The following is a 19,514-nucleotide window of genomic DNA, read 5'->3' on the forward strand; positions in this document are numbered from 1 at the left end:
TCACTCGCTGTTGACTGACATCATGACCACTTCCACTGACACCACACCAACCATCGCCGACCAGTACGCCGAACTCGCGACGGGTCTCGGCGCCGTCCTCGACACCGTCGACGCCGACGCATGGGCGGCCGCGTCGCCGTGCCCGGGCTGGACCGTCCGCGACGTCGTCGGCCACGTCATCGGCACGCAGCGCGACTTCTTCGGCGGCCACGACGTCGACCTCGGTGCCTCGCCCGACCTCGACGATCCCGCGTCGGCCTGGCGCGCACATCGCGAGAAAGTCGAGAGCGTCCTGGCCGACCCGCAGGTCGCCGAGTTGACCTTCGACGGCCACTTCGGCCCGACGACCGTCGGCGAAACACTGCTGAGGTTCTACGGTTTCGACATGATCGCCCACCGCTGGGATGTCGCGTCCGCCGCAGGTCTCGACCTTCGATTCACCGACGACGAACTCACGCAGATGGAGACCGCCGCCGACGGATTCGGCGACGCCCTCTACAGCGAGGGCGTGTGTGAACGCATCGATATCCCCGACGACGCCGACCGTCAGACCCGGCTCCTCGCACGTCTCGGTCGACGCAGCGATCAGCGGTAGGCGGCCTCGGGCGAGTCGGAGGGCACGATCTCGGCACCGAGCGGCAACAGCGAGATCGGCACCATCTTGAAGCTGGCGATCCCCAGCGGAATCCCGATGATGGTGATGCACATCAGAATTCCGGCCGTGATGTGGGCGATGGCGAGCCACCAACCGGCCACCACGATCCAGATGATGTTGCCGATCAGCGACATCGCACCGGCACCGGGCTTGCGCACGACAGTGCGCCCGAACGGCCAGAGTGCGTAGTTCGCCATCCGGAAGGACGCGATCCCGAACGGGATCGTGATGATCAGGATGAAGCACACGATGCCGGCCAGCACATAGCCAATGGCCAGCCAGATACCGCACAGGATCAGCCAGATCACATTCAGAATTGTTCGCATGCCCGCATTCTCCCCCGGAAACGTCTCCCAGGCGTCGATATGCTGTGGAGATGCCAGGACCGGGACGGGGACGCGAGGTGGCCTGGGCGATCCTGACCACGCTCACCCTGGTCGTCCGGATCCTCGCCACCATCGCCCTCGTGCTCCTCGCGATCGGCTGGGCGGTCGCGTCGATCCGCTCCTCGATCGACAACGACTTCCTCTGGCCCGCGGTCGCGAGCGCCGCCGCCCTGCTCGTCAGCACCTATCTCTACAGTCATCTGCGGGCGCGGTACCCACGCCGAAATGGCTGGATTCCGTGACTCCGATCACCCATCCACCAGGGGTTCGGGGTCCGAATACCTGGCATGACACTCACCGGTGAGCCCGGCCCACGATCGATCGCCGTCATCGGCAGCGGCGTCGCGGGTCTGACGGCGGCACATGTCCTGTCCTCGACCGCTCGCGTCACCCTCTACGAGTCCGACGACCGGCTCGGCGGTCATGCCCACACCCACGCGGTGACGATGCCGTCGGGCGCGACGGTCCCGGTGGACTCCGGCTTCATCGTCCACAACGACCGCACCTACCCGACCCTGCTGCGGCTGTTCGACGAACTCCGCGTCGCGACCCAGCCGACCGACATGTCGATGTCGGTGTCGTCGCGGATCACCGGCCTGGAGTACGCCGGCGCGCTCGGTGTGTCGGGCCTGTTCCCCACCGCGCGGAACGTGACCCGGCCACGGTATCTGCTGATGCTCGCGGAGGTGAAGCGGTTCCATCGGGCGGCGCGAACGCTGCTCGACGAGCCCGACGACTCCGGCCGTGACATCGCGCTCGCCGAGTTCGCCGAGCAACAGGGCTTCTCGTCGTACTTTCGCGACAACTTCCTGAACCCGCTGGTTGCTGCCGTGTGGTCGTGTGATGAGGCCCGTGCCGCCAGATATCCGGCGCGCTACCTGTTCACCTTTCTCGACCACCACGGCATGCTCTCGGTGTTCGGTTCGCCGCAGTGGCGGACGGTGGTCGGCGGGTCGATCAGCTACGTGTCCGCCGTCGCCGACGAGATCGGCTCGCGCGGCGGCGACGTCCGCACCAACGCACCGGTCACCCGCGTCACCGAGTCCGACGGTGGGGTCGAGGTGACCGCCGACGACGGCGCGGGCCCGTCGAGGTTCGACGCGGTGGTGATCGCAACTCACCCGCACCAGGCGCTGGGCATGCTCGCCGACGCGACCCCGCTACGACGCAAGGTTCTCGGCGACATCACTTACCTGCCCAAACCGGCTGCGCTGCACACGGATACATCGCTCATGCCCCGCGCGCGTCGGGCCTGGGCGTCGTGGAACTACCAGATCCGTTCCGACGGCGACGAGGTCGCGGTGACCTACGACCTGACGCGACTGATGCGGTTGCCGACGACAGACTCGCGGATGCTCGTCACCCTGGGCCGTACCGATCTGATCGACCCCACCCAGATTCGCGCGGAGATGACCTACGAGCATCCGCTGTACACCACCGAATCCGTTGCCGCTCAGGCGCTTCTCCCCCAGATCGACTCCGACACCATCGTGTTCGCGGGGGCCTATCACGGTTGGGGCTTCCACGAGGACGGCGCCGCCTCCGGTGCACGTGCCGCCGCTCGACTGGGCGTGACCTGGGGTCCCGATGTGACTCGACGGGTGATGGCATGACCCTCTCGAGCTCATCAATAGTCCCCTGCACGATCGGCCACACTCGTCGGACGCCGATCCGGCACGCCTTCACCTACCGCAGTTACACCTGGTTCGTCGACATCGACGACTTGCCGCAGCTGCCGCGCCATCTGCGTCCATTTGCCCGCTTCGTCCCCGACGACCACTTCCCCGAACCACCGACTCCCGGTGCTTCCCTGCGTGATCGGCTCGACCGTCACGTGCGCGACGCGGGTGTCGAGCCGGTCGACGGCCGGGTCACCGCGTTGCTCGCGGCGCGCGTCGCCGGGCATGTGTTCAATCCGCTGAGTGTCTTCTGGTGCCATCGCGCCGACGGTTCACTCGCCTACGTGGTCGCCGAAGTGCACAACACCTACGGCCAACGACACTGCTACATCGTCGCCACCGACACCGCCGGACGCGCAACCGTCGACAAGCGTTTCTACGTGTCGCCGTTCCATCCGGTCGACGGGCATTACACGCTGTCGCTCCCCGAACCCGATGCGTCGGGCCGGGTGTCGATCTCGGTGACCCTGCAGCGCGAAGGCCAGGGACCGTTCGTCGCGACTCTGCGCGGTCGCGCGACGCCGGCCACCCGCCGGGCGATCGTCGCCGCCCAGCTGCGAATGCCGCTCGCGCCGCTGGCGGTCTCGGCACGAATTCGACTGCACGGCATACGACTCTGGTTGCGGCGGCTGCCCGTCGCGTCGCGGCCGACACATCCTGAAACCACCACCGTCCACCTCGAGGAGGTCAACCGATGAGCACCCCCACCCAGAATCACGGCGGCAACCCGACCCCATCCGTCGACGCCGCGCGCTGGCCGGACGTCGCCTCCCTTCCCGGCGGCATCTCGTCGCGCGTGCGAGCGCGCGCGGCCGCAATGCTGTTCCGACGCAATGTGAATGCCCTCGACATCCGCGTAGAGTATCCCGACGGATCGCTCGGCGGACGACGCGCCGACGAGTTGCAGCCGCGGATGATCGTGCGCAGGCCCGACGAGTTCTGGCGCCGGCTCGGCTCCGGTGGTCTGATCGGTTTCGGCGAGGCGTTCATGGCCGGCGATTGGAGCACCGACGACCTGGTCGGCGTCCTGACGCCATTCGCCAACCGTGCGGCCCGGCTGGTTCCTCGCGCACTGCAGCCACTGCGCTCCCTGGTGTTGCCGAGACATCCTGCGGCAGAGGAGAACACGACCGCCAATACGCGCAGCAACATCGCGCGGCACTACGACCTCTCCAACGAGATGTTCGCCACCTTCCTTGACGAGACGATGACCTACTCCAGCGCCGTCTTCGACCAGCTCTCGCCCGAATCACCGCCCGCGTGGGCGGATCTCGCGGATGCGCAGCGCCGCAAGATCGATCGGCTCCTCGACCTGGCGGGCGTCGGGCCCGGCTCCCGCGTCCTCGAGATCGGCACCGGCTGGGGCGAACTGTGCATCCGTGCCGCCCAACGTGGCGCCACCGTGCGATCGGTGACCCTGTCGAGTGAACAGCGCGACCTCGCGCGTCGCCGCGTCGCCGTGGCCGGCTTGTCCGAGCGGGTGCAGATCGATCTCCTCGACTACCGCCATGTGCAAGGAAGTTACGACGCGGTGGTCTCCGTGGAGATGATCGAGGCCGTTGGCGAAAAGTATTGGTCCACATACTTTTCCACCATCGATTCGGTGCTCGCCCCGGGTGGTCGGGTGGCCATTCAGGCCATCACCATGCCGCACGACCGCATGATGGCCTCCCGCAACACGCACACCTGGATTCACAAGTACATCTTCCCCGGTGGCCAGCTGACCTCCGTACCGGCCTTGCGTGCCGTCGTACGTCGTCACACGGAACTTCGCCTGACACATGGGATCTCGCTCGGCCCGCACTATGCGGAGACGTTACGGCTGTGGCGCGAACGCTTCCTCGCCCACAGCGACGACGTGCTGCGCCTCGGCTTCGACCAGACCTTCCTGCGCATGTGGCAGTTCTATCTTGCCTACTCCGAGGCCGGATTCCGCGCCGGCTACCTCGACGTGTACCAGCTGGTCTTCACCCGGGAGCCGTCCTGATGTCCGGGTGGTCTGGGTTTCTCGTACTGACCGTCGCCGCGCTCCTGCTGCTGGCGGTGATCCAGGGCGTGGCGATGTTGATCGGCCATCGCATCGGTCGCTACAACGTCGTCGACGTCGTGTGGGGACTCGGTTTCGTCGGCGTCGCCTGGCTCGCGGTGGCCATCGGTGACGGCGACGCCACCCGTCGCTGGCTGCTGGCGATCCTGACCTCCGTCTGGGGGTTGCGCCTGTCCTGGCACATGCACGTCAAGTCCCGCGGTAGGGGCGAGGACCCGCGCTATACCGCGCTACTCGAACGTGCCGGCGCCGGGAGCGCAGCGAGCGGGCCGAATGTAGCCGGCGCCGGGAGCGCAGCGAGCGGGCCGAATGTAGCCGGCGCCGGGAGCGCAGCGAGCGGGCCGAATTTGGCCGGCGCCGGGAACGCAGCGAGCGGGCCGAATGTAGCCGGCGCCGGGAACGCAGCGAGCGGGCCGAATGTAGCCGGCGGCAACGGCCTCGGGATCGTGGCGCGCAAGATCTTCGCGACACAGGGCGCATCGCAATGGTTTGTCTCGTTGCCGATCCAGGTGTCGGCGGTACTGGGATCTGGCGGAACCCTGGCCACGGTCCTGACCGTCGTCGGGACCCTGCTCTGGGTCGGCGGGTTCGGTTTCGAGGCGATCGGCGACGCGCAGTTGCGGCGGTTCAAATCCGACCCCGCCAACAAGGGCGTCATCATGGACCGCGGGCTGTGGTCGTGGACCCGCCACCCCAACTACTTCGGCGACGCGTGCGTCTGGTGGGGCATGTGGATCATCGCCGCGTCGGTGTGGCCGGGCGTGCTCACCCTGCTCTCACCGATCGCAATGACGTACTTCCTCGTGTACGCGACCGGCGCACGGCTCCTCGAGCAGTCGATGAGCAAGCGACCGGGCTATCCCGAGTACCAGGCACGCACGTCGTACTTCTTGCCTCGGCCGCCGCGCAAGGTCACGGCAGCGCCATGATTCTCGCGCCGGGTCTGTTCTCGAGCGTCGTCGGTGCGCCCGCGTTGTTGAGCGCCTCGGGCGGGCGCACTAATGTGACCCTCGATGACCGCGTTGAGATTCGGCCCGCTCGCGTGACCGCACAGTCCTCCACCGAGGTGGCGAGGCTTGCCGGCCTGCTCGCGCGAGTGGCAGCCCGGGATCAGGCGGCATTCGCGGACTTCTACGACGCCACGAGCGACCGGGTGTACGGAATGGTGCTGCGCGTACTGCGCGACCCCGGATACAGCGAGGAGACCACCCAAGAGGTGTTTCTGCAGGTCTGGCGCACCGCGGATTCCTACTCCCCCGACGCCGGGTCCCCGCTGTCGTGGCTTCTCACCCTGGCGCACCGTCGCGCGGTCGACCGGGTTCGCAGCGAGACCGCCAGTTCCGCGCGCGAGGCGCGCTATGGCGCGGAGAACTACGAATCCACCTTCGACACGGTGAGCGAGGCGGCCGGGTCGGCCGAGACCACCGAGGCGGTCCTGGGGTGCCTGGACTCGCTGACCGACACGCAGCGCCAGTCCGTCGACCTCGCCTACTACCAGGGACTCACCTATCGGGAGGTCGCCGAGCGGCTCGCGGTCGCGCTGCCGACGGTCAAGAGCCGCATTCGCGACGGTCTCACCCGGCTGCGACGCTGTCTGGGAGATCGTGATGTCTGACGACGAGCTCCTCGAACTAGCACCCGTGGTCGGACTCAACGCGCTGTCCGACGACGAGCTCCGCGAGGTCGAAGCACAACTGGCCGACGCCTCACCCGCGACGCGCGACGAGTTCGCGCGCCAGGTCCGCGCCACCAGGGAGGCGATGGCCTCGGTCAGTTCGGTCACCGCGACCGCACCTCCGTCGACGCTCCGCGACCGAATCCTCTCGTCGGTGACCGAGGGTGAGGAAACCGCGACCAGCGAGACGTCGAACGTGGTGTCACTGCCGAATCGGCGCCGACGGATCATCTATTCGGCTGCAGCCGCGGTGGTCGCCATCGCGGTCGGTGCGGTCGGCTGGGCGATCGGGTACTCGATGACCGACGACGACGCGCCGCCACCCGGGCCCGAGCAGGTGTTCGCAGCCAAGGATGTCCAGTCCTCCGCCGGCGCTGTCGCCACCGGAACCGCGACCGTCTACTTCTCGCACAGCACTGATTCCGGTGTCCTGGTCATGAATTCGGTCCCACCGCCCAAACCCGGCACCGTGTACCAGATGTGGCTGGTCGGCCCCGAAGGTGCACGATCGGCCGGCACCATGACCGAGAAGGACGTCCAACCGGTCACCACCGCGGTCATCCCGAACCTGCAATCGGCGACAGCGCTCGCCTTCACCGTCGAACCGCCCGGCGGGTCCGCCAGTCCGACGACTCCGTTCGTCGCGCAACTCCCGCTGAGCTGATCCGACGAGCTTGGTGACCGCCGCGCGAACTGCGGAAATCCGTACCTGGGAGGCGCGCCGAGTCACAATGCATGTGGTCGGGTTGAGGTGTACAGCCATCCGACGGGTCGCGATCTGAATGCGTCGCCCTCGGCAACCACGCTCTTCCCACCTCCACGATCGCTGACGTAGCAACGCTGACTCGAGAGATTCGGTGAGCGACGCTGTGAACTGGGGAAATGCGTCAGCGTCCTGCCGAAAAATCTAGGGGAAGAACTTTCTTCCCCGGGGTTCACAGTCCTCCGCAAGTAATTTCTGGGGGAAGACACCAAGGGTAGGGGACGAATCTTCGTCCCCTAGTTTCCCGGGCGAATCGGTGAGACGACAACGCAGACTCACCACGTTTCGGGGCTGCACAAACACCAGCGCTCGCGTTCTCCGATTCGGCACCGGCGACACTTCGCACGCCCCACTTGACACGTGACCTCACGGATCGCACACTTGTTGCGTACACCGCTATCTGTTGCATATGACGCAACTTACCCATACTGGACCGCCGCCGATCCGATCACCGTCAATCACGAACATCCGTCACAGAGATTGGTACCCGCTGTCACGATGACCCCTCACCTCGTCTCGAGTGCAGACAGCAGCGTCACACCAGCCACCCAGCGCCTCATCCGCGACCGGGTCGTCGGGCAGAGTCTGCCCGCGCCCTTCTACGTCGACGACGAGTTCTTCACGCTCGATCTCGACGAGGTGTTCTCCAAACGCTGGATCTTCGTCGCCACCGAGGCCGAGATCCGCGAGCCGGGCGACTACGTGACCATCGACTTCGGCACCCGTTCGGTCATCATCGCCCGCGACGACGACGGCCGAATCAAGGCGCACCACAACGTGTGTCGTCACCGCGGGGCCCGACTGCTCACCGAGCCGAGTGGCTCGACCGGCACAATCGTATGCACCTACCACTCCTGGACCTATGGGATGGACGGCCGGCTGATGTTCGCCGAGGCCCAGGCACCGGGCTTCCAGAAGTCCTGCTACACATTGCGTTCGGTCCACGTACGATCGATCGCCGGCCTCATCTTCATCTGCCTGGCTGCGGACCCGCCCACCGACATCGATGATGTCGCCGAGATCGTCGAGCCGTACCTTGCCCCGCACCGTCTCGCCGAGGCGAAGGTCGCAAAGCAGACCGACCTCGTCGAAGACGGCAATTGGAAACTCACGATGGAGAACAACCGTGAGTGCTACCACTGCGCGGGGCATCCGGAACTGCTCAACGTCTTCTTCCCGACATGGGGTTACAGCACCGACGACGCAATCCCCGCGCGACTCGAACCCGTCTTCGCTCGCTACCGGAAGGCCACCGCGGAGGCGAGAGAGGTGTGGGATTCCTACGGCCTTCCTCACCCTCGCATCGAGCAGCTGGACACGCGCACAACGGGTTTCCACATCGAGCGTGATGCCATGGACCTCGCCGGAGAGTCGTTCACACTCGACGGCACGGCGGCCTGTACACGTCTGCTGACCGACATGGACGAAAAGCGCCTCGGGCGGCTGTCGATGCACCTGCAGCCCAACATGTGGTTGCACGTCACGAGTGACCACGCTGTGCTGTTCTCGGCGATCCCGCTCGCCGCGGACAAGACCGTCGTGCGCACCACCTGGCTGGTGCACGCCGACGCGGTGGAAGGCATCGACTACGACCTCGATCGCCTGACCTCCGTGTGGGAGATCACCAACCAGCAGGATGCCGACCTCGTTGCGCTTGCCCAGCAGGGCATCCGCAGCCCCGCCTACGAGCCTGGTCCCTACGGTCCGTCCGAGTTCCAGGTCGAGGCATTCGTCAACTGGTACATCACCACTTTGCGCACCAACCTCGGAATACCCTCCATTGCAGCGCCAACGGGGCAGACCGCGTGACCGGCGCCGGGAGCGAAGCGAGCGGGCCGAATGTCACCGGCGCCGGGAGCGAAGCGAGCGGGCCGAATGGGAACAAGCCACGACCCACCGATCATCTCCTTGCCTGTGTCGATCGCAGCGACACCACCCGAGAGATGGCGACCTTCACTTTCCGGGTTCTCCCACACATCGCGGACGGGGAAGGCGGCGAGGAGGATTCGCAGACGATTGCCTTCGAGCCGGGACAGTTCTTGTCGTTCACCCTCGACATCGACGGACGTTCGGTCCAGCGCTGCTACAGCATCTCATCACCGCCGACGCGGCCGGGTACCTTGTCCATCTCCGTCAAACGTGTTGCCGGTGGCCATGTCTCGAACTGGCTGCACGACAACATGGCACCGGGGATGGTGATCGCGGCCAGCGGCCCCCTGGGCCGGTTCACCTACACTGCCCGTCCTGCCGAGAAGTACCTCTTCATCTCCGCGGGCAGCGGGATCACACCGGTGATGTCGATGGTTCGTGCCATCACCGACGCCAACGCTCCCACCGACATCGTCTTCGTCCACAGCGCGCGCAGTGTCGACGACATCCCGTTCCGCGACGAACTCGAAGACCTCGCACAGCGGCATCCCAACCTCACTCTCGCGTTCGCCGCCACCCGCATGCCCGACGACGAGCTCCCGGAATGGACAGGTCATCGCGGCCGCGTCGATCGCGCGATGATCGAACGTGTCTGCCCCGAGCTTGCCGATCGCATCGTATTCCTCTGTGGACCAGGACAGTTCCGCAGCGGCGTCCGCTCCGCACTCGTTGCGGCCGGGGGCGACCTCGCACTCATCCACGAGGAGAGTTTCGGCAGCCGGATGCCCACCGTGCCGCCGGACGACGATGCCGGAGTCGTCGTCGACTTCACCCGCCGCGCACGACGTATCACCGTGACTCCAGGCACCACGATCCTCGCCGCGGCGGCCGCGGCAGGTGTCACCCTGCCGTCGACGTGCGGCATGGGTCTGTGCGGATCGTGCAAGGTGGTCAAGTTGTCCGGCGATGTCGTCATGAATCATCAGGGCGGAATCCGCGCCCGTGAGATCTCACAGGGCAAGATCCTGCTCTGCTGCTCCGAACCACTCTCCCCGGTCGAGATCGACTTCTGATGAGAGATCGACTTGTGAAAGGGACGACGATGCAACAGCCCGAACATCCCGGCCACCTGTGGCGCAACCCCGACCCCAAACCCTCCTACGACGTTGTCATCGTCGGCGGCGGAGGACACGGGCTCGCGACCGCGCACTACTTGGCGCGCAACCACGGAATCACCAACGTCGCAGTGCTGGAACGTGGTTGGCTGGCCGGCGGCAACATGGCCCGCAACACGACGCTCATCCGGTCCAACTACCTGTGGGACGAGAGCGCCGGCATCTACGAGCACTCGCTGAAGCTGTGGGAGACACTCGAGGAGGAACTGGGCTACCCGATCCTGTTCAGCCAGCGCGGAGTTCTCAATCTCGCGCACACCGAGCAGGACGTCCGCGATAGCGTCCGACGCGTGGAAGCCAACCGCCTCAACGGAATAGACGCGCAGTGGCTCGATCCCAAGCAGGTCGCCGAGGTGTGTCCGATCGTCAACACCTCGCAGGACATCCGCTACCCCGTGCTGGGCGCGACCTTCCAGCCACGTGGTGGTATCGCCAAGCACGACTATGTCGCTTGGGGATTCGCGCGCCGGGCGAGCGAGGCCGGTGTCGACATCATCCAGAATTGCGAGGTCACCGGGTTCGTCACCGACGGCGGACGCGTCACCGCGGTCGAGACCAGCCTCGGGCGCATCGGAGCGGGTACCGTCGCCCTGTGCGCCGCCGGGCACACGTCGACACTCACCGACCAACTCGGCATCCCGGTCCCCGTGCAGAGCCATCCATTGCAGGCGTTGGTCTCCGAACTGCTCGAACCCGTCCACCCGACGGTCGTCATGTCCAACGCGGTTCATGTCTATGTGTCCCAGGCACACAAGGGCGAACTGGTCATGGGAGCGGGCGTGGACTCGTACAACGGCTACGGCCAGCGCGGCGCCTTCCACATCATCGAGCGTCAGATGGCGGCCGCCGTCGAGTTGTTCCCCATCTTCGGCCGTGCCCGGCTCTTGCGGACCTGGGGTGGCATCGTCGACGTCACACCCGACGCCTCACCGATCGTCGGCGCCACCCCCTTCGACAACGTGTACCTCAACTGTGGTTGGGGAACAGGCGGATTCAAGGCCACCCCGGGTGTGGGGTGGTGCATGGCGCACACCGTCGCCACCGGTCGGCCACACGAGATCAACGCACCTTTCACCCTCGACCGTTTCGTCACCGGCGCACTCATCGACGAACACGGCGCAGCCGCCGTCGCACACTGATCCCAAACGGAGACCACCAGCCATGCAGATGATCCCCTGCCCGCACTGCGGACCACGCGAGGAGACCGAGTTCCATTACGGTGCCGCCGCGGGCATCGCCTATCCGGCCGACCCTGCCGCGCTCGACGACACAGCCTGGGCGCACTACCTGTTCTTCCGCCCCAATCCCAAAGGTGTGCTGCGTGAACGGTGGTGCCACAGCGCCGGGTGCCGGCAGTGGTTCACCGTCGAGCGAGACACCGTGTCGTACGCCGTCACCGACCGTCCCCTCCCGTCGCGCGAGGTGAACCAATGAGCAACCAGTTCCGTACCGCGAGTGGTGGCCGCATTGATCGTGACCGCCCGATCGACTTCGTCTTCGACGGCACCACCTACACCGGGTATGCCGGCGACACCCTGGCATCGGCGCTGCTGGCCAACGGGATTCGCCCCGTCACCACCAGTGTGAACCTCGGCCGCCCTCGTGGCATCACCGGATCGTGGGCCGAGGACCCGACAGCGCAGGTCGGCATCGACGCACCTTTTGCCGAACCGATGGTTCCTGCCACGACGGTCGAGTTGTGTCCGGGTCTCGTGGCGCGCGGCGTGCCGGGTCGGGGCACGCTCTCCGCCGATCCCGACAACGCCCGCTACGATGCCCTGCACCACCATCCGGACGTCCTCGTCATCGGCGCGGGCGCAGCGGGTTTGATGGCTGCACTCATCTCGGCTCGCGCGGGCCTCGAGGTGTTACTCGTCGACGATCGGGCCGAACCCGGCGGGGCCACCCCGTGGGCACCGTGGGTCGAGCACGCCGTGGCGGAGTTCGACGCGTTCCCCGAGACGCGCCGACTTGTCCGTACCACTGCATTCGGTGGCTACGACGACGGATTCGTCCTTGCTGTCGAACGACGCACAGACCACTTCGGTGTCGATGCGCCGACACATCTGTCCCGGCAGCGGGTGCACCGAATCCGGGCTCGACGCATCATCGTTGCCACGGGTTCGCACGAGCGTCCGATCGTGTTCGCCGACAACGACCTTCCCGGCGTGATGCTGGCCGGTTCGGCTCTCGACCACCTCCGCCGGCACGGTGTGCTGGTCGGCAGTCGCGCCGTTGTGTTCACCGCATGCGATTCCGCCTACGACGCTGCGTTCGCGCTCGCCGAAGCCGGGGTCGAGGTGCCGGCCATCGTCGACGTGCGGCCGGTCGTGTCGGCCGATCTCGTGGAAACCGCGCGGCGACTCGGTATTCCGCTGCACACCGACGCCGTGGTGCGTCGTGCCATCGGCGACGATGCTGTGGTCGGCGCAGAGATCACCGGCGCCGGGAGCGGAGCAAGCGGGCCGAATGTCACCGGCGCCGGGAGCGGAGCGAGCGGGCCGAATGTCACCGGCGCCGGGAGCGGAGCGAGCGGGCCGAATGTCACCGGCGCCGGGAGCGGAGCGAGCGGGCCGAATGTCACCGGCGCCGGGAGCGGAGCGAGCGGGCCGAATGTCACCAGCTCTGGAATCGAGGCGTCCTTCACCATCGACTGCGACACGCTCCTGGTCAGCGGTGGATGGAATCCGGCCGCGCACCTGTGGAGCCAGCTGCGTGGTGCCATCGACTTCGACGAGCACTTGGGTGCCTTCGTCCCCACTGGATCTGTACCGAACACCGAGATCGTCGGGGCTGCAGCGGGTCTACTTACGGTCCAGGGTTGCCTCGCCGACGGGCGGCGCGGTGCGCTGGCAACCCTGCTCTCGTTGGGCACGGTGCTCCCCGAGTTCCGTGCGGTCCCCCGCGTCGACGAACGGACCCCTGCGGCCACCGCTGTCTGCTGGCGCGTCCCGGGAGATCCGGACACCGCGACCACGTCGTTCGTCGACCTGCAGCGTGACGCCACCGTCGCCGACATCGCACGCGCGATCGGTGCCGGTATGCGTTCGGTGGAGCATGTGAAGCGCTACACCACCATCGGGACCGGACACGACCAGGGCAAGACATCGGGCGTCCTCGCCTCGGGTATCGTCGCGGAACTCCTCGGCATCCCCGTCGGCGATGCGGGAACCACCACCTTCCGACCGCCGTACACGCCGGCGTCTTTCGCCGCTCTCGCCGGTCGTGCGCGCGGCGAGCTCTACGATCCGGTGCGCCGAACACCTGTTCATGAGTGGCATGTCGACCGGGGTGCAGTCTTCGAGGACGTCGGTCAGTGGAAGCGGCCCCGCTACTATCCACGCGGCGGGGAGGATATGGATTCCGCGGTGCTGCGCGAATGTGCCGCTGTCCGAAGCGGAGTCGGCATCCTCGACGGCTCCACCCTGGGTGTCATCGACGTCGCCGGGCCCGATGCCGGCGTCTTCCTGGACCTGCTCTACACCAACATGATGAGCAGTCTGGCCGTCGGCAAGGTCCGCTACGGCGTGATGTGCGGCCCCGACGGGATGGTGCGCGACGACGGTACCGTGCTCCGCGCCGCCGACGATCGCTACACCGTCTACACGACCACCGGAAACGCGGCCGCCATCCTCGACTGGATGGAGGAATGGCATCAAACCGAATGGCCGCACCTGCGTGTCTTCACCACCTCACTGACCGACCAGGTCGCCACCTTCCCCGTCGTCGGTCCTCGTTCGCGCGACGTCGTCGGGACCGTCTTCGCGCAGCTCGATGTCAGCAACGACGCCTTCGAGTTCATGGGCTGGCGCGACACCACTTTCGGTCGCGTTCCCGTTCGCATCGCTCGGATCAGTTTCTCCGGCGAACTCGCCTTCGAGGTCAACGTGGATGCCGGCCACGCCAGGGCCGTGTGGGACGCACTCATCACCGCCGGTGAGCCGCATGGGATCACGCCATACGGCACCGAGACGATGCACGTCCTGCGCGCCGAGAAGGGCTATCCGATCATCGGGCAAGACACCGATGGAACGGTCAGCCCGCACGATCTCGGGATGTCCTGGGTGGTGTCGAAGCGCAAGCCCGACTTCATCGGCAAGCGCTCGTTCGCCCGCGCGTCCAACCACGACCCTCGCCGCAAGCAGCTCGTCGGATTGCTCCCCACCGACCGGGTCACGCGGCTACCGGAGGGGTCGCAGATCATCGGCTACTCCGACGACCGCAGATTGCCGCCACCGCCGATTCCGATGCTGGGTCACGTCACGTCGAGCTACCAGAGCGCCGAACTGGGAAGACCGTTCGCGCTCGCACTCCTCCAGGGCGGATCGGCCTTGATCGGTGAGCGCCTCGACGTCCCCATTGGCGATGTCTTGTGCGAAGTCGAGGTCACCTCAACAGTTTTCGTCGATGCGCAAGGAGAACGCCGCGATGGATGAACTCACCATGGCCACCCCGCTGACCGCGTGGGCCGACCGGTTCGCGTCGCACGCCCCGGCGGTACTGCTGGCCGAAACCCCTTGCGCGCAAGTCAGTGTGCGCACCGACGACGCTGAGGCGATCAGTCGGCTCGGACTTCCCGGGGTCTGCCGCATCACACGTGATCGCCGCGGATCGGAAACCGCTGTGTGGCTCGGGCCCGACGAGTGGCTGTTGACGTCGACACACCGGACATCATCAGAGTGGCTCGCCGAGGTGGAGCGTCGTGCCGGAGCGAGCTGCTATGTCTCCGACGTCTCGGGCCAGCGAACACGCGTCGAACTCGGCGGCGCTCATGCGAGAACGATTCTCGCTCACGGTTGCTCCATCGACCTGTCTCCCCGCTCTTTCGCTCCCGACGAGGTGGCGCAGACCCTGATCGCCCAGACCGGAGTCATTCTGCATCGCAGCGAAGACCACGAACGGTTTGTGCTCTATGTGCGCAGCTCGTTTGCCGAGCACCTCGCCGCGTGGCTCGTCGACGCCGCCCACGAGTATGTCCATCCACTACCGACGCCCGGGAGTTGACCATGTCTCACGTGTTCACACTGACACTGCGCTGCCCGTCCCGCGCCGGGATCATGCATGCCATCAGTTCCTTTCTCTACAGCCACGGCTGCGAGGTGATCGATCACCGGCAGTTCGACGACCCGGTGACCCACACCCTGTTCGTGCGAACCGAATTCACGTCAGCGCGCACCTCCACCGGCGCGGAACTCGCCGCCGCCTTCGACTACCTCGCGACCGGGCTCGACGCCGCCTACGAGGTCAGTGACAACAGTCCGCAGCGCATCCTGGTGATGGTGTCCACCCTCGGGCACTGCCTCAATGATCTCATCTTCCGCTGGCGCGCAGGCACTCTCGGTGGCGAGCTGGTCGGGGCGGTATCCAATCACACCGAGCTCGCCCCGATGGCCGAATCCGCAGGCCTCCCGTTCCACCACATACCCGTCGCACCGGATACCAAGTCGAGCGCGGAGACCGAGATGCTGAGCCTGGTCGATCGATACGACGCCGACCTGGTGGTGCTGGCCCGATACATGCAGATCCTGTCCGACGAGACCTGCTCGGCGCTACGCGGAAGAGTAATCAACATTCACCATTCGTTCCTCCCGGGATTCAAGGGCGCCAAGCCCTATCACCAGGCACATGAACGCGGCGTCAAGTACGTCGGCGCCACCGCGCATTACGTGACACCGGATCTCGACGAAGGACCGATCATCGAGCAGGAAGTGATCCGCATCGATCACGCACACGACCCGCGGCGACTGGCAACTGTCGGAAGCGATGCCGAGGCACTTGCCCTGTCCCGCGCGGTGCGCTGGCACGCCGAGCGGCGCGTCCTCATGAACGGCACCAGCACCGTCGTCTTCTGTTGATCCCGTCTTCAGTTGATCCCGATCCCCCAGAAGGATTCCTCATGACCACACCGAAAGCCGTCATCGTCGGCGCCGGCATCGTCGGGTCGTCACTGGCCGACGAACTGACCGCCCGCGGGTGGACGGACGTGACCGTCCTCGATCGCGGTCCTCTGTTCGCCACCGGCGGTTCGACCTCTCACGCCCCCGGCCTCGTCTTCGCCACCAACCCGTCGAAGACCATGACCGAGCTTGCCTCCTACACGCTCGAGAAGTTCTCGTCCCTGGAGCATCCGGACGGCTGGTGCTTCAACCATGTGGGCGGCCTGGAGGTGGCCACCACCGAGGCACGCTGGACCGACCTGCATCGCAAGGCCGGTTGGGCGGCTTCGCGAGGCGTCGAACACGAGTTGCTCGATCCAGCGGAATGCGTTGCGCTGCATCCGCTCATCGACCCCGACACCATCCTCGGCGGCCTGCACACGCCCCGCGACGGGCTGGCCAAGGCGCTGCGGGCCGTCGAGGCACAGGCCACTCGGGCGATGGCTCGCGGTGCCCGATTCCTACCGCATCAAGACGTCGTCGAGGTGGTCGAGTCCAACGGCGCCGTTCGTGGCGTGCGCACCACCACCGGCATCGTCGACGCCGACATCGTGGTGTGCTGCACCGGATTCTGGGGCCGCGAGTTCGGCAGGCGAGTGGGTCTGACGATCCCGCTGGTCCCGATGGCCCATCAGTACGCGATCACCACCCCGGTCGCCTCCCGAGCGGGCGTGAACTCCCCGCTCGCCGAGGCGTCGCTGCCGATCCTGCGTCACCAGGACCAGGATCTCTACTTCCGCGAGCACGGCGATCGCCTCGGCATCGGTTACTACGGTCACCGACCGATGCCGTCCGACGTCGGTGCACTCGACTACGACGCGGTGATCTCACTCGACGAGATGCCGTCCAAACTTGCTTTCACGCCAGGCGATTTCGAGGAAGCGTGGCTGCAGAGCGCGGCGCTGCTGCCCGAATTGGGCGACGGCAAGGTCGAGGAGGGTTTCAACGGCATCTTCTCCTTCACCCCCGACGGCCACTCGGTCATGGGCGAACACCGTGAGCTGTCCGGATTCTGGGTCGCCGAAGCGGTGTGGGTCACCCACTCGGCGGGCGTCGCACGGACCATGGCCGAGTGGATGGTCGACGGCACGCCCGGCATCGACGTCCACGAGACCGACCTGTACCGCTTCGAGGATGCCGCGCTCACCGACGACTTCATCCTGACGACGAGTTCCCAGTCGTTCGTCGAGGTGTACGACGTCATCCATCCGCACGACCAGCGCAAGGCGCCACGGCAGGTGCGTACCAGTCCGTTCTACGAACGTCAGGTCGCGCTCGGTGCCCAGTTCTGGGAGGCAGGTCTGTGGGAGCGCCCGGCCTGGTTCGAATCCAATGGTGCGCTGCTGGATTCGCTGATCGCAGATGGCCTGGAGATCCCCGCGCGGGACGCGTGGTCGGCGCGACACTGGTCGCCGATCGCGGTGGCCGAGGCCGCGTGGACGCGCAGTCACGTCGCCGCCTACGACATGACGCCGCTGACCCGTTACGAACTCTCGGGACCCGGCGCGCTCGACCTGCTGCAACGGTTGACCACCAACAACCTCGACAAGTCGGTCGGTTCGGTGACGTACACGCTGATGCTCGACGAGAAGGGTGGTGTGCGTTCCGATCTGACCGTCGCGCGCCTTCGTGAACAGACCTTCCAGGTCGGCGCAAACGGTCCCACCGACTTCGACTGGATCAGCCGCCATCTTCCCGACGACGGTTCGGTCTCCCTGCGCGACATCACCGGAGCCACCTGCTGTATCGGACTGTGGGGACCGCTGGCTCGCACTGTGCTGGGTCCGCTGACACCGCTCGATCTCACCAACGACGGATTGCGCTACTTCCGATCGGCCGCGACCACCATCGGGTCGATTCCGGTCACGCTGATGCGGGTGTCCTACGTCGGCGAACTGGGTTGGGAGATCTACACGTCGGCCGAATACGGCCGCGCACTGTGGGATCTGATCTTCGACGCCGGTGCGCCGCACGGCATCATCGCGGCCGGCCGAATCGCGTTCAACAGCTTGCGGATCGAGAAGGGCTACCGTTCGGCGGGTACCGACATGACCATCGAACACACTCCGTCGGCCGCCGGACTCGACTTCGCCGTCCGCATGTCGAAGGACACCTTCATCGGGAAAGAGGCACTTCCGCAGCGTGATTCGACGTCGCAGCTACGCACCCTGCGTCTCGCCGATCCAGCCGCCGTCGTGCTGGGCAAGGAGCCGGTCTCCTTCGGCGACGACGTCGTCGGCTATGTGACCAGTGCGGGCTGGTCGCCGACTGTCGGGGCCTGTCTCGCCTTCGCATGGCTGCCGTCGGACGTCTCCGACGGAACCGAGGTCCACGTCGCCTACCTGGAGACCACCTACCGTGCGACCGTCGTGGCCGATCCGGTGGTGGATCCGGAGATGAAACGCATCCGCCGATGAGCGAACCGGTCGTGGTCCCGGGCTTCGTCAACCGGCGCGGTAGTGTGGGTCTCGCCATGTCTGATGCGTCCGATTCCGAGAAGTCCGCAGGCGGCGCCGTCCAATCGGTTGACCGCGCGCTGCAGTTGCTCGAACTGATCGGACGCGCCGGCTCGGCAGGCGTCACCGAGCTGTCCGTCGAGCTGGGCGTACACAAATCGACTGTGTCGCGCCTGCTGGCGTCGCTCGAGTCCCGCGGGTTTGTCGAGCAGTTGTCCGGTAGCCGCAAGTACCGCATCGGATTCACGGTGGTGCGTCTCGCCGGGTCCACCACGGCCACGCTCGACTTGGCGCGGCACGGTCAGGACATCTGCGACGCCCTGGCGATGACGACCGGGGAGACGACCAACCTGGCGGTGCTCGGCGGCCCGCAAGCGATCAACGTGGTGGAGGCGCAGGGGTCGTCCAGCGTCGCGTTGCAGACGTGGGTCGGACAGTCGTCGCCGGCGCACGCCACGTCGTCGGGCAAGGTGTTGCTCAGCGCCCTGACCGCCGCGGAACTGCGCAAGACGCTGCCACGGAAACTGCCGCAGTACACCGAACACACCATCACCGATTTCGACGCTCTGGTGACCGACCTCGCGACCATCACCGAACGCGGCTGGGCCATCGCCGAAGAGGAGTTGGAGGTGGGACTCGTCGCCGTCGCCGCGCCCGTGCGCGACCAGGCCGGCCGCGTGGTGTCTGCACTGAGCGTCTCCGGCCCGCGCTATCGCCTCGACCCCGACGACGCCCCCGACCTCGCCGACAGCATCATGCGGTCGGCCGCCGAACTGAGCGCCCGGTTCGGGTATCACGGCTCGCGCACAATCTAGGGGAAGAAGTTTCTTCCCCTATCCTTGGAGTCCTCCCCACCAATTTTCGCGGGGAGGA

At 66.5% G+C, this 19,514-nt stretch carries 18 protein-coding genes; 17 read left to right on the top strand and 1 reads right to left on the bottom strand.

Annotation, left to right across the window (positions count from 1 at the left end; all coding sequences use genetic code 11):
• The first annotated feature begins 22 nt into the window (after positions 1 to 22).
• Positions 23 to 595: a TIGR03086 family metal-binding protein gene (locus MKW15_RS09825; RefSeq protein WP_240857422.1), complete on the top strand. Its 573-nt coding sequence runs from the start codon at positions 23 to 25 to the stop codon at positions 593 to 595.
• On the opposite strand, the gene MKW15_RS09830 is transcribed toward MKW15_RS09825, so the two are convergent.
• A complete protein-coding gene (locus tag MKW15_RS09830) occupies positions 586 to 981 on the bottom strand; it encodes a YccF domain-containing protein (RefSeq protein ID WP_240857423.1) in 396 nt (131 codons plus the stop codon). The genes MKW15_RS09825 and MKW15_RS09830 overlap by 10 nt on opposite strands.
• Positions 982 to 1,031: 50 nt before the next feature.
• Here MKW15_RS09830 and MKW15_RS09835 point away from each other — a divergent pair, with 50 nt between their 5' ends.
• The 16 genes from MKW15_RS09835 to MKW15_RS09910 all read left to right on the top strand — a co-directional run bounded on the left by MKW15_RS09835 (position 1,032) and on the right by MKW15_RS09910 (position 19,456).
• Positions 1,032 to 1,283 carry a hypothetical protein gene (locus MKW15_RS09835; protein WP_240857424.1) on the top strand — a complete coding sequence of 84 codons (252 nt, stop codon included), beginning with the start codon at positions 1,032 to 1,034 and terminating at the stop codon, positions 1,281 to 1,283.
• A gap of 45 nt (positions 1,284 to 1,328) precedes the next feature.
• Positions 1,329 to 2,654, top strand: a complete 1,326-nt coding sequence (locus MKW15_RS09840; RefSeq protein WP_240857425.1) for an NAD(P)/FAD-dependent oxidoreductase — start codon at positions 1,329 to 1,331, stop codon at positions 2,652 to 2,654.
• Positions 2,651 to 3,418, top strand: a complete 768-nt coding sequence (locus tag MKW15_RS09845) for a DUF1365 domain-containing protein (RefSeq protein ID WP_240857426.1) — start codon at positions 2,651 to 2,653, stop codon at positions 3,416 to 3,418. The genes MKW15_RS09840 and MKW15_RS09845 overlap by 4 nt, the downstream gene beginning before the upstream one ends.
• Positions 3,415 to 4,707 (top strand): SAM-dependent methyltransferase, encoded by a 1,293-nt coding sequence (locus MKW15_RS09850; protein ID WP_240857427.1) that lies wholly within the window; start codon positions 3,415 to 3,417, stop codon positions 4,705 to 4,707. Before MKW15_RS09845 ends, MKW15_RS09850 begins: the two co-directional genes overlap by 4 nt.
• Positions 4,707 to 5,696 (top strand): DUF1295 domain-containing protein, encoded by a 990-nt coding sequence (locus tag MKW15_RS09855; RefSeq protein WP_240857428.1) that lies wholly within the window; start codon positions 4,707 to 4,709, stop codon positions 5,694 to 5,696. Before MKW15_RS09850 ends, MKW15_RS09855 begins: the two co-directional genes overlap by 1 nt.
• Positions 5,693 to 6,382 (top strand): ECF RNA polymerase sigma factor SigK, encoded by a 690-nt coding sequence (gene sigK, locus MKW15_RS09860; protein ID WP_240857429.1) that lies wholly within the window; start codon positions 5,693 to 5,695, stop codon positions 6,380 to 6,382. Before MKW15_RS09855 ends, sigK begins: the two co-directional genes overlap by 4 nt.
• Positions 6,375 to 7,106 (top strand): anti-sigma factor, encoded by a 732-nt coding sequence (locus tag MKW15_RS09865; protein ID WP_240857430.1) that lies wholly within the window; start codon positions 6,375 to 6,377, stop codon positions 7,104 to 7,106. The genes sigK and MKW15_RS09865 overlap by 8 nt, the downstream gene beginning before the upstream one ends.
• A 597-nt stretch (positions 7,107 to 7,703) precedes the next feature.
• Complete coding sequence (locus tag MKW15_RS09870; RefSeq protein WP_240857431.1) at positions 7,704 to 9,014, top strand: aromatic ring-hydroxylating oxygenase subunit alpha; 1,311 nt, start codon at positions 7,704 to 7,706, stop codon at positions 9,012 to 9,014.
• 134 nt (positions 9,015 to 9,148) lie between these two features.
• Complete coding sequence (locus MKW15_RS09875; RefSeq protein WP_240857474.1) at positions 9,149 to 10,147, top strand: FAD-binding oxidoreductase; 999 nt, start codon at positions 9,149 to 9,151, stop codon at positions 10,145 to 10,147.
• 29 nt (positions 10,148 to 10,176) lie between these two features.
• Positions 10,177 to 11,388, top strand: coding sequence for a sarcosine oxidase subunit beta family protein (locus tag MKW15_RS09880; RefSeq protein ID WP_240857432.1), 1,212 nt, complete (start codon positions 10,177 to 10,179; stop codon positions 11,386 to 11,388).
• Positions 11,389 to 11,410: 22 nt separating this feature from the next.
• Positions 11,411 to 11,683: a sarcosine oxidase subunit delta gene (locus MKW15_RS09885; protein ID WP_240857433.1), complete on the top strand. Its 273-nt coding sequence runs from the start codon at positions 11,411 to 11,413 to the stop codon at positions 11,681 to 11,683.
• Positions 11,680 to 14,685 carry an FAD-dependent oxidoreductase gene (locus tag MKW15_RS09890; RefSeq protein WP_240857434.1) on the top strand — a complete coding sequence of 1,002 codons (3,006 nt, stop codon included), beginning with the start codon at positions 11,680 to 11,682 and terminating at the stop codon, positions 14,683 to 14,685. Before MKW15_RS09885 ends, MKW15_RS09890 begins: the two co-directional genes overlap by 4 nt.
• Positions 14,678 to 15,253: a sarcosine oxidase subunit gamma gene (locus tag MKW15_RS09895; RefSeq protein WP_240857435.1), complete on the top strand. Its 576-nt coding sequence runs from the start codon at positions 14,678 to 14,680 to the stop codon at positions 15,251 to 15,253. The genes MKW15_RS09890 and MKW15_RS09895 overlap by 8 nt, the downstream gene beginning before the upstream one ends.
• A 2-nt stretch (positions 15,254 to 15,255) precedes the next feature.
• A complete protein-coding gene (gene purU / locus MKW15_RS09900) occupies positions 15,256 to 16,104 on the top strand; it encodes a formyltetrahydrofolate deformylase (protein ID WP_240857436.1) in 849 nt (282 codons plus the stop codon).
• A 41-nt stretch (positions 16,105 to 16,145) separates the two neighbouring features.
• The gene (locus MKW15_RS09905; RefSeq protein ID WP_240857437.1) at positions 16,146 to 18,602 is read left to right on the top strand and encodes a GcvT family protein; all 2,457 of its coding nucleotides are present in this window, start codon (positions 16,146 to 16,148) and stop codon (positions 18,600 to 18,602) included.
• Positions 18,599 to 19,456 (top strand): IclR family transcriptional regulator, encoded by an 858-nt coding sequence (locus MKW15_RS09910; RefSeq protein WP_374246842.1) that lies wholly within the window; start codon positions 18,599 to 18,601, stop codon positions 19,454 to 19,456. The genes MKW15_RS09905 and MKW15_RS09910 overlap by 4 nt, the downstream gene beginning before the upstream one ends.
• Positions 19,457 to 19,514: the final 58 nt, after the last annotated feature.

The sequence above is a fragment of the Gordonia gummivorans genome (genome assembly GCF_022513585.1).
Taxonomy (GTDB): Bacteria; Actinomycetota; Actinomycetes; order Mycobacteriales; family Mycobacteriaceae; genus Gordonia.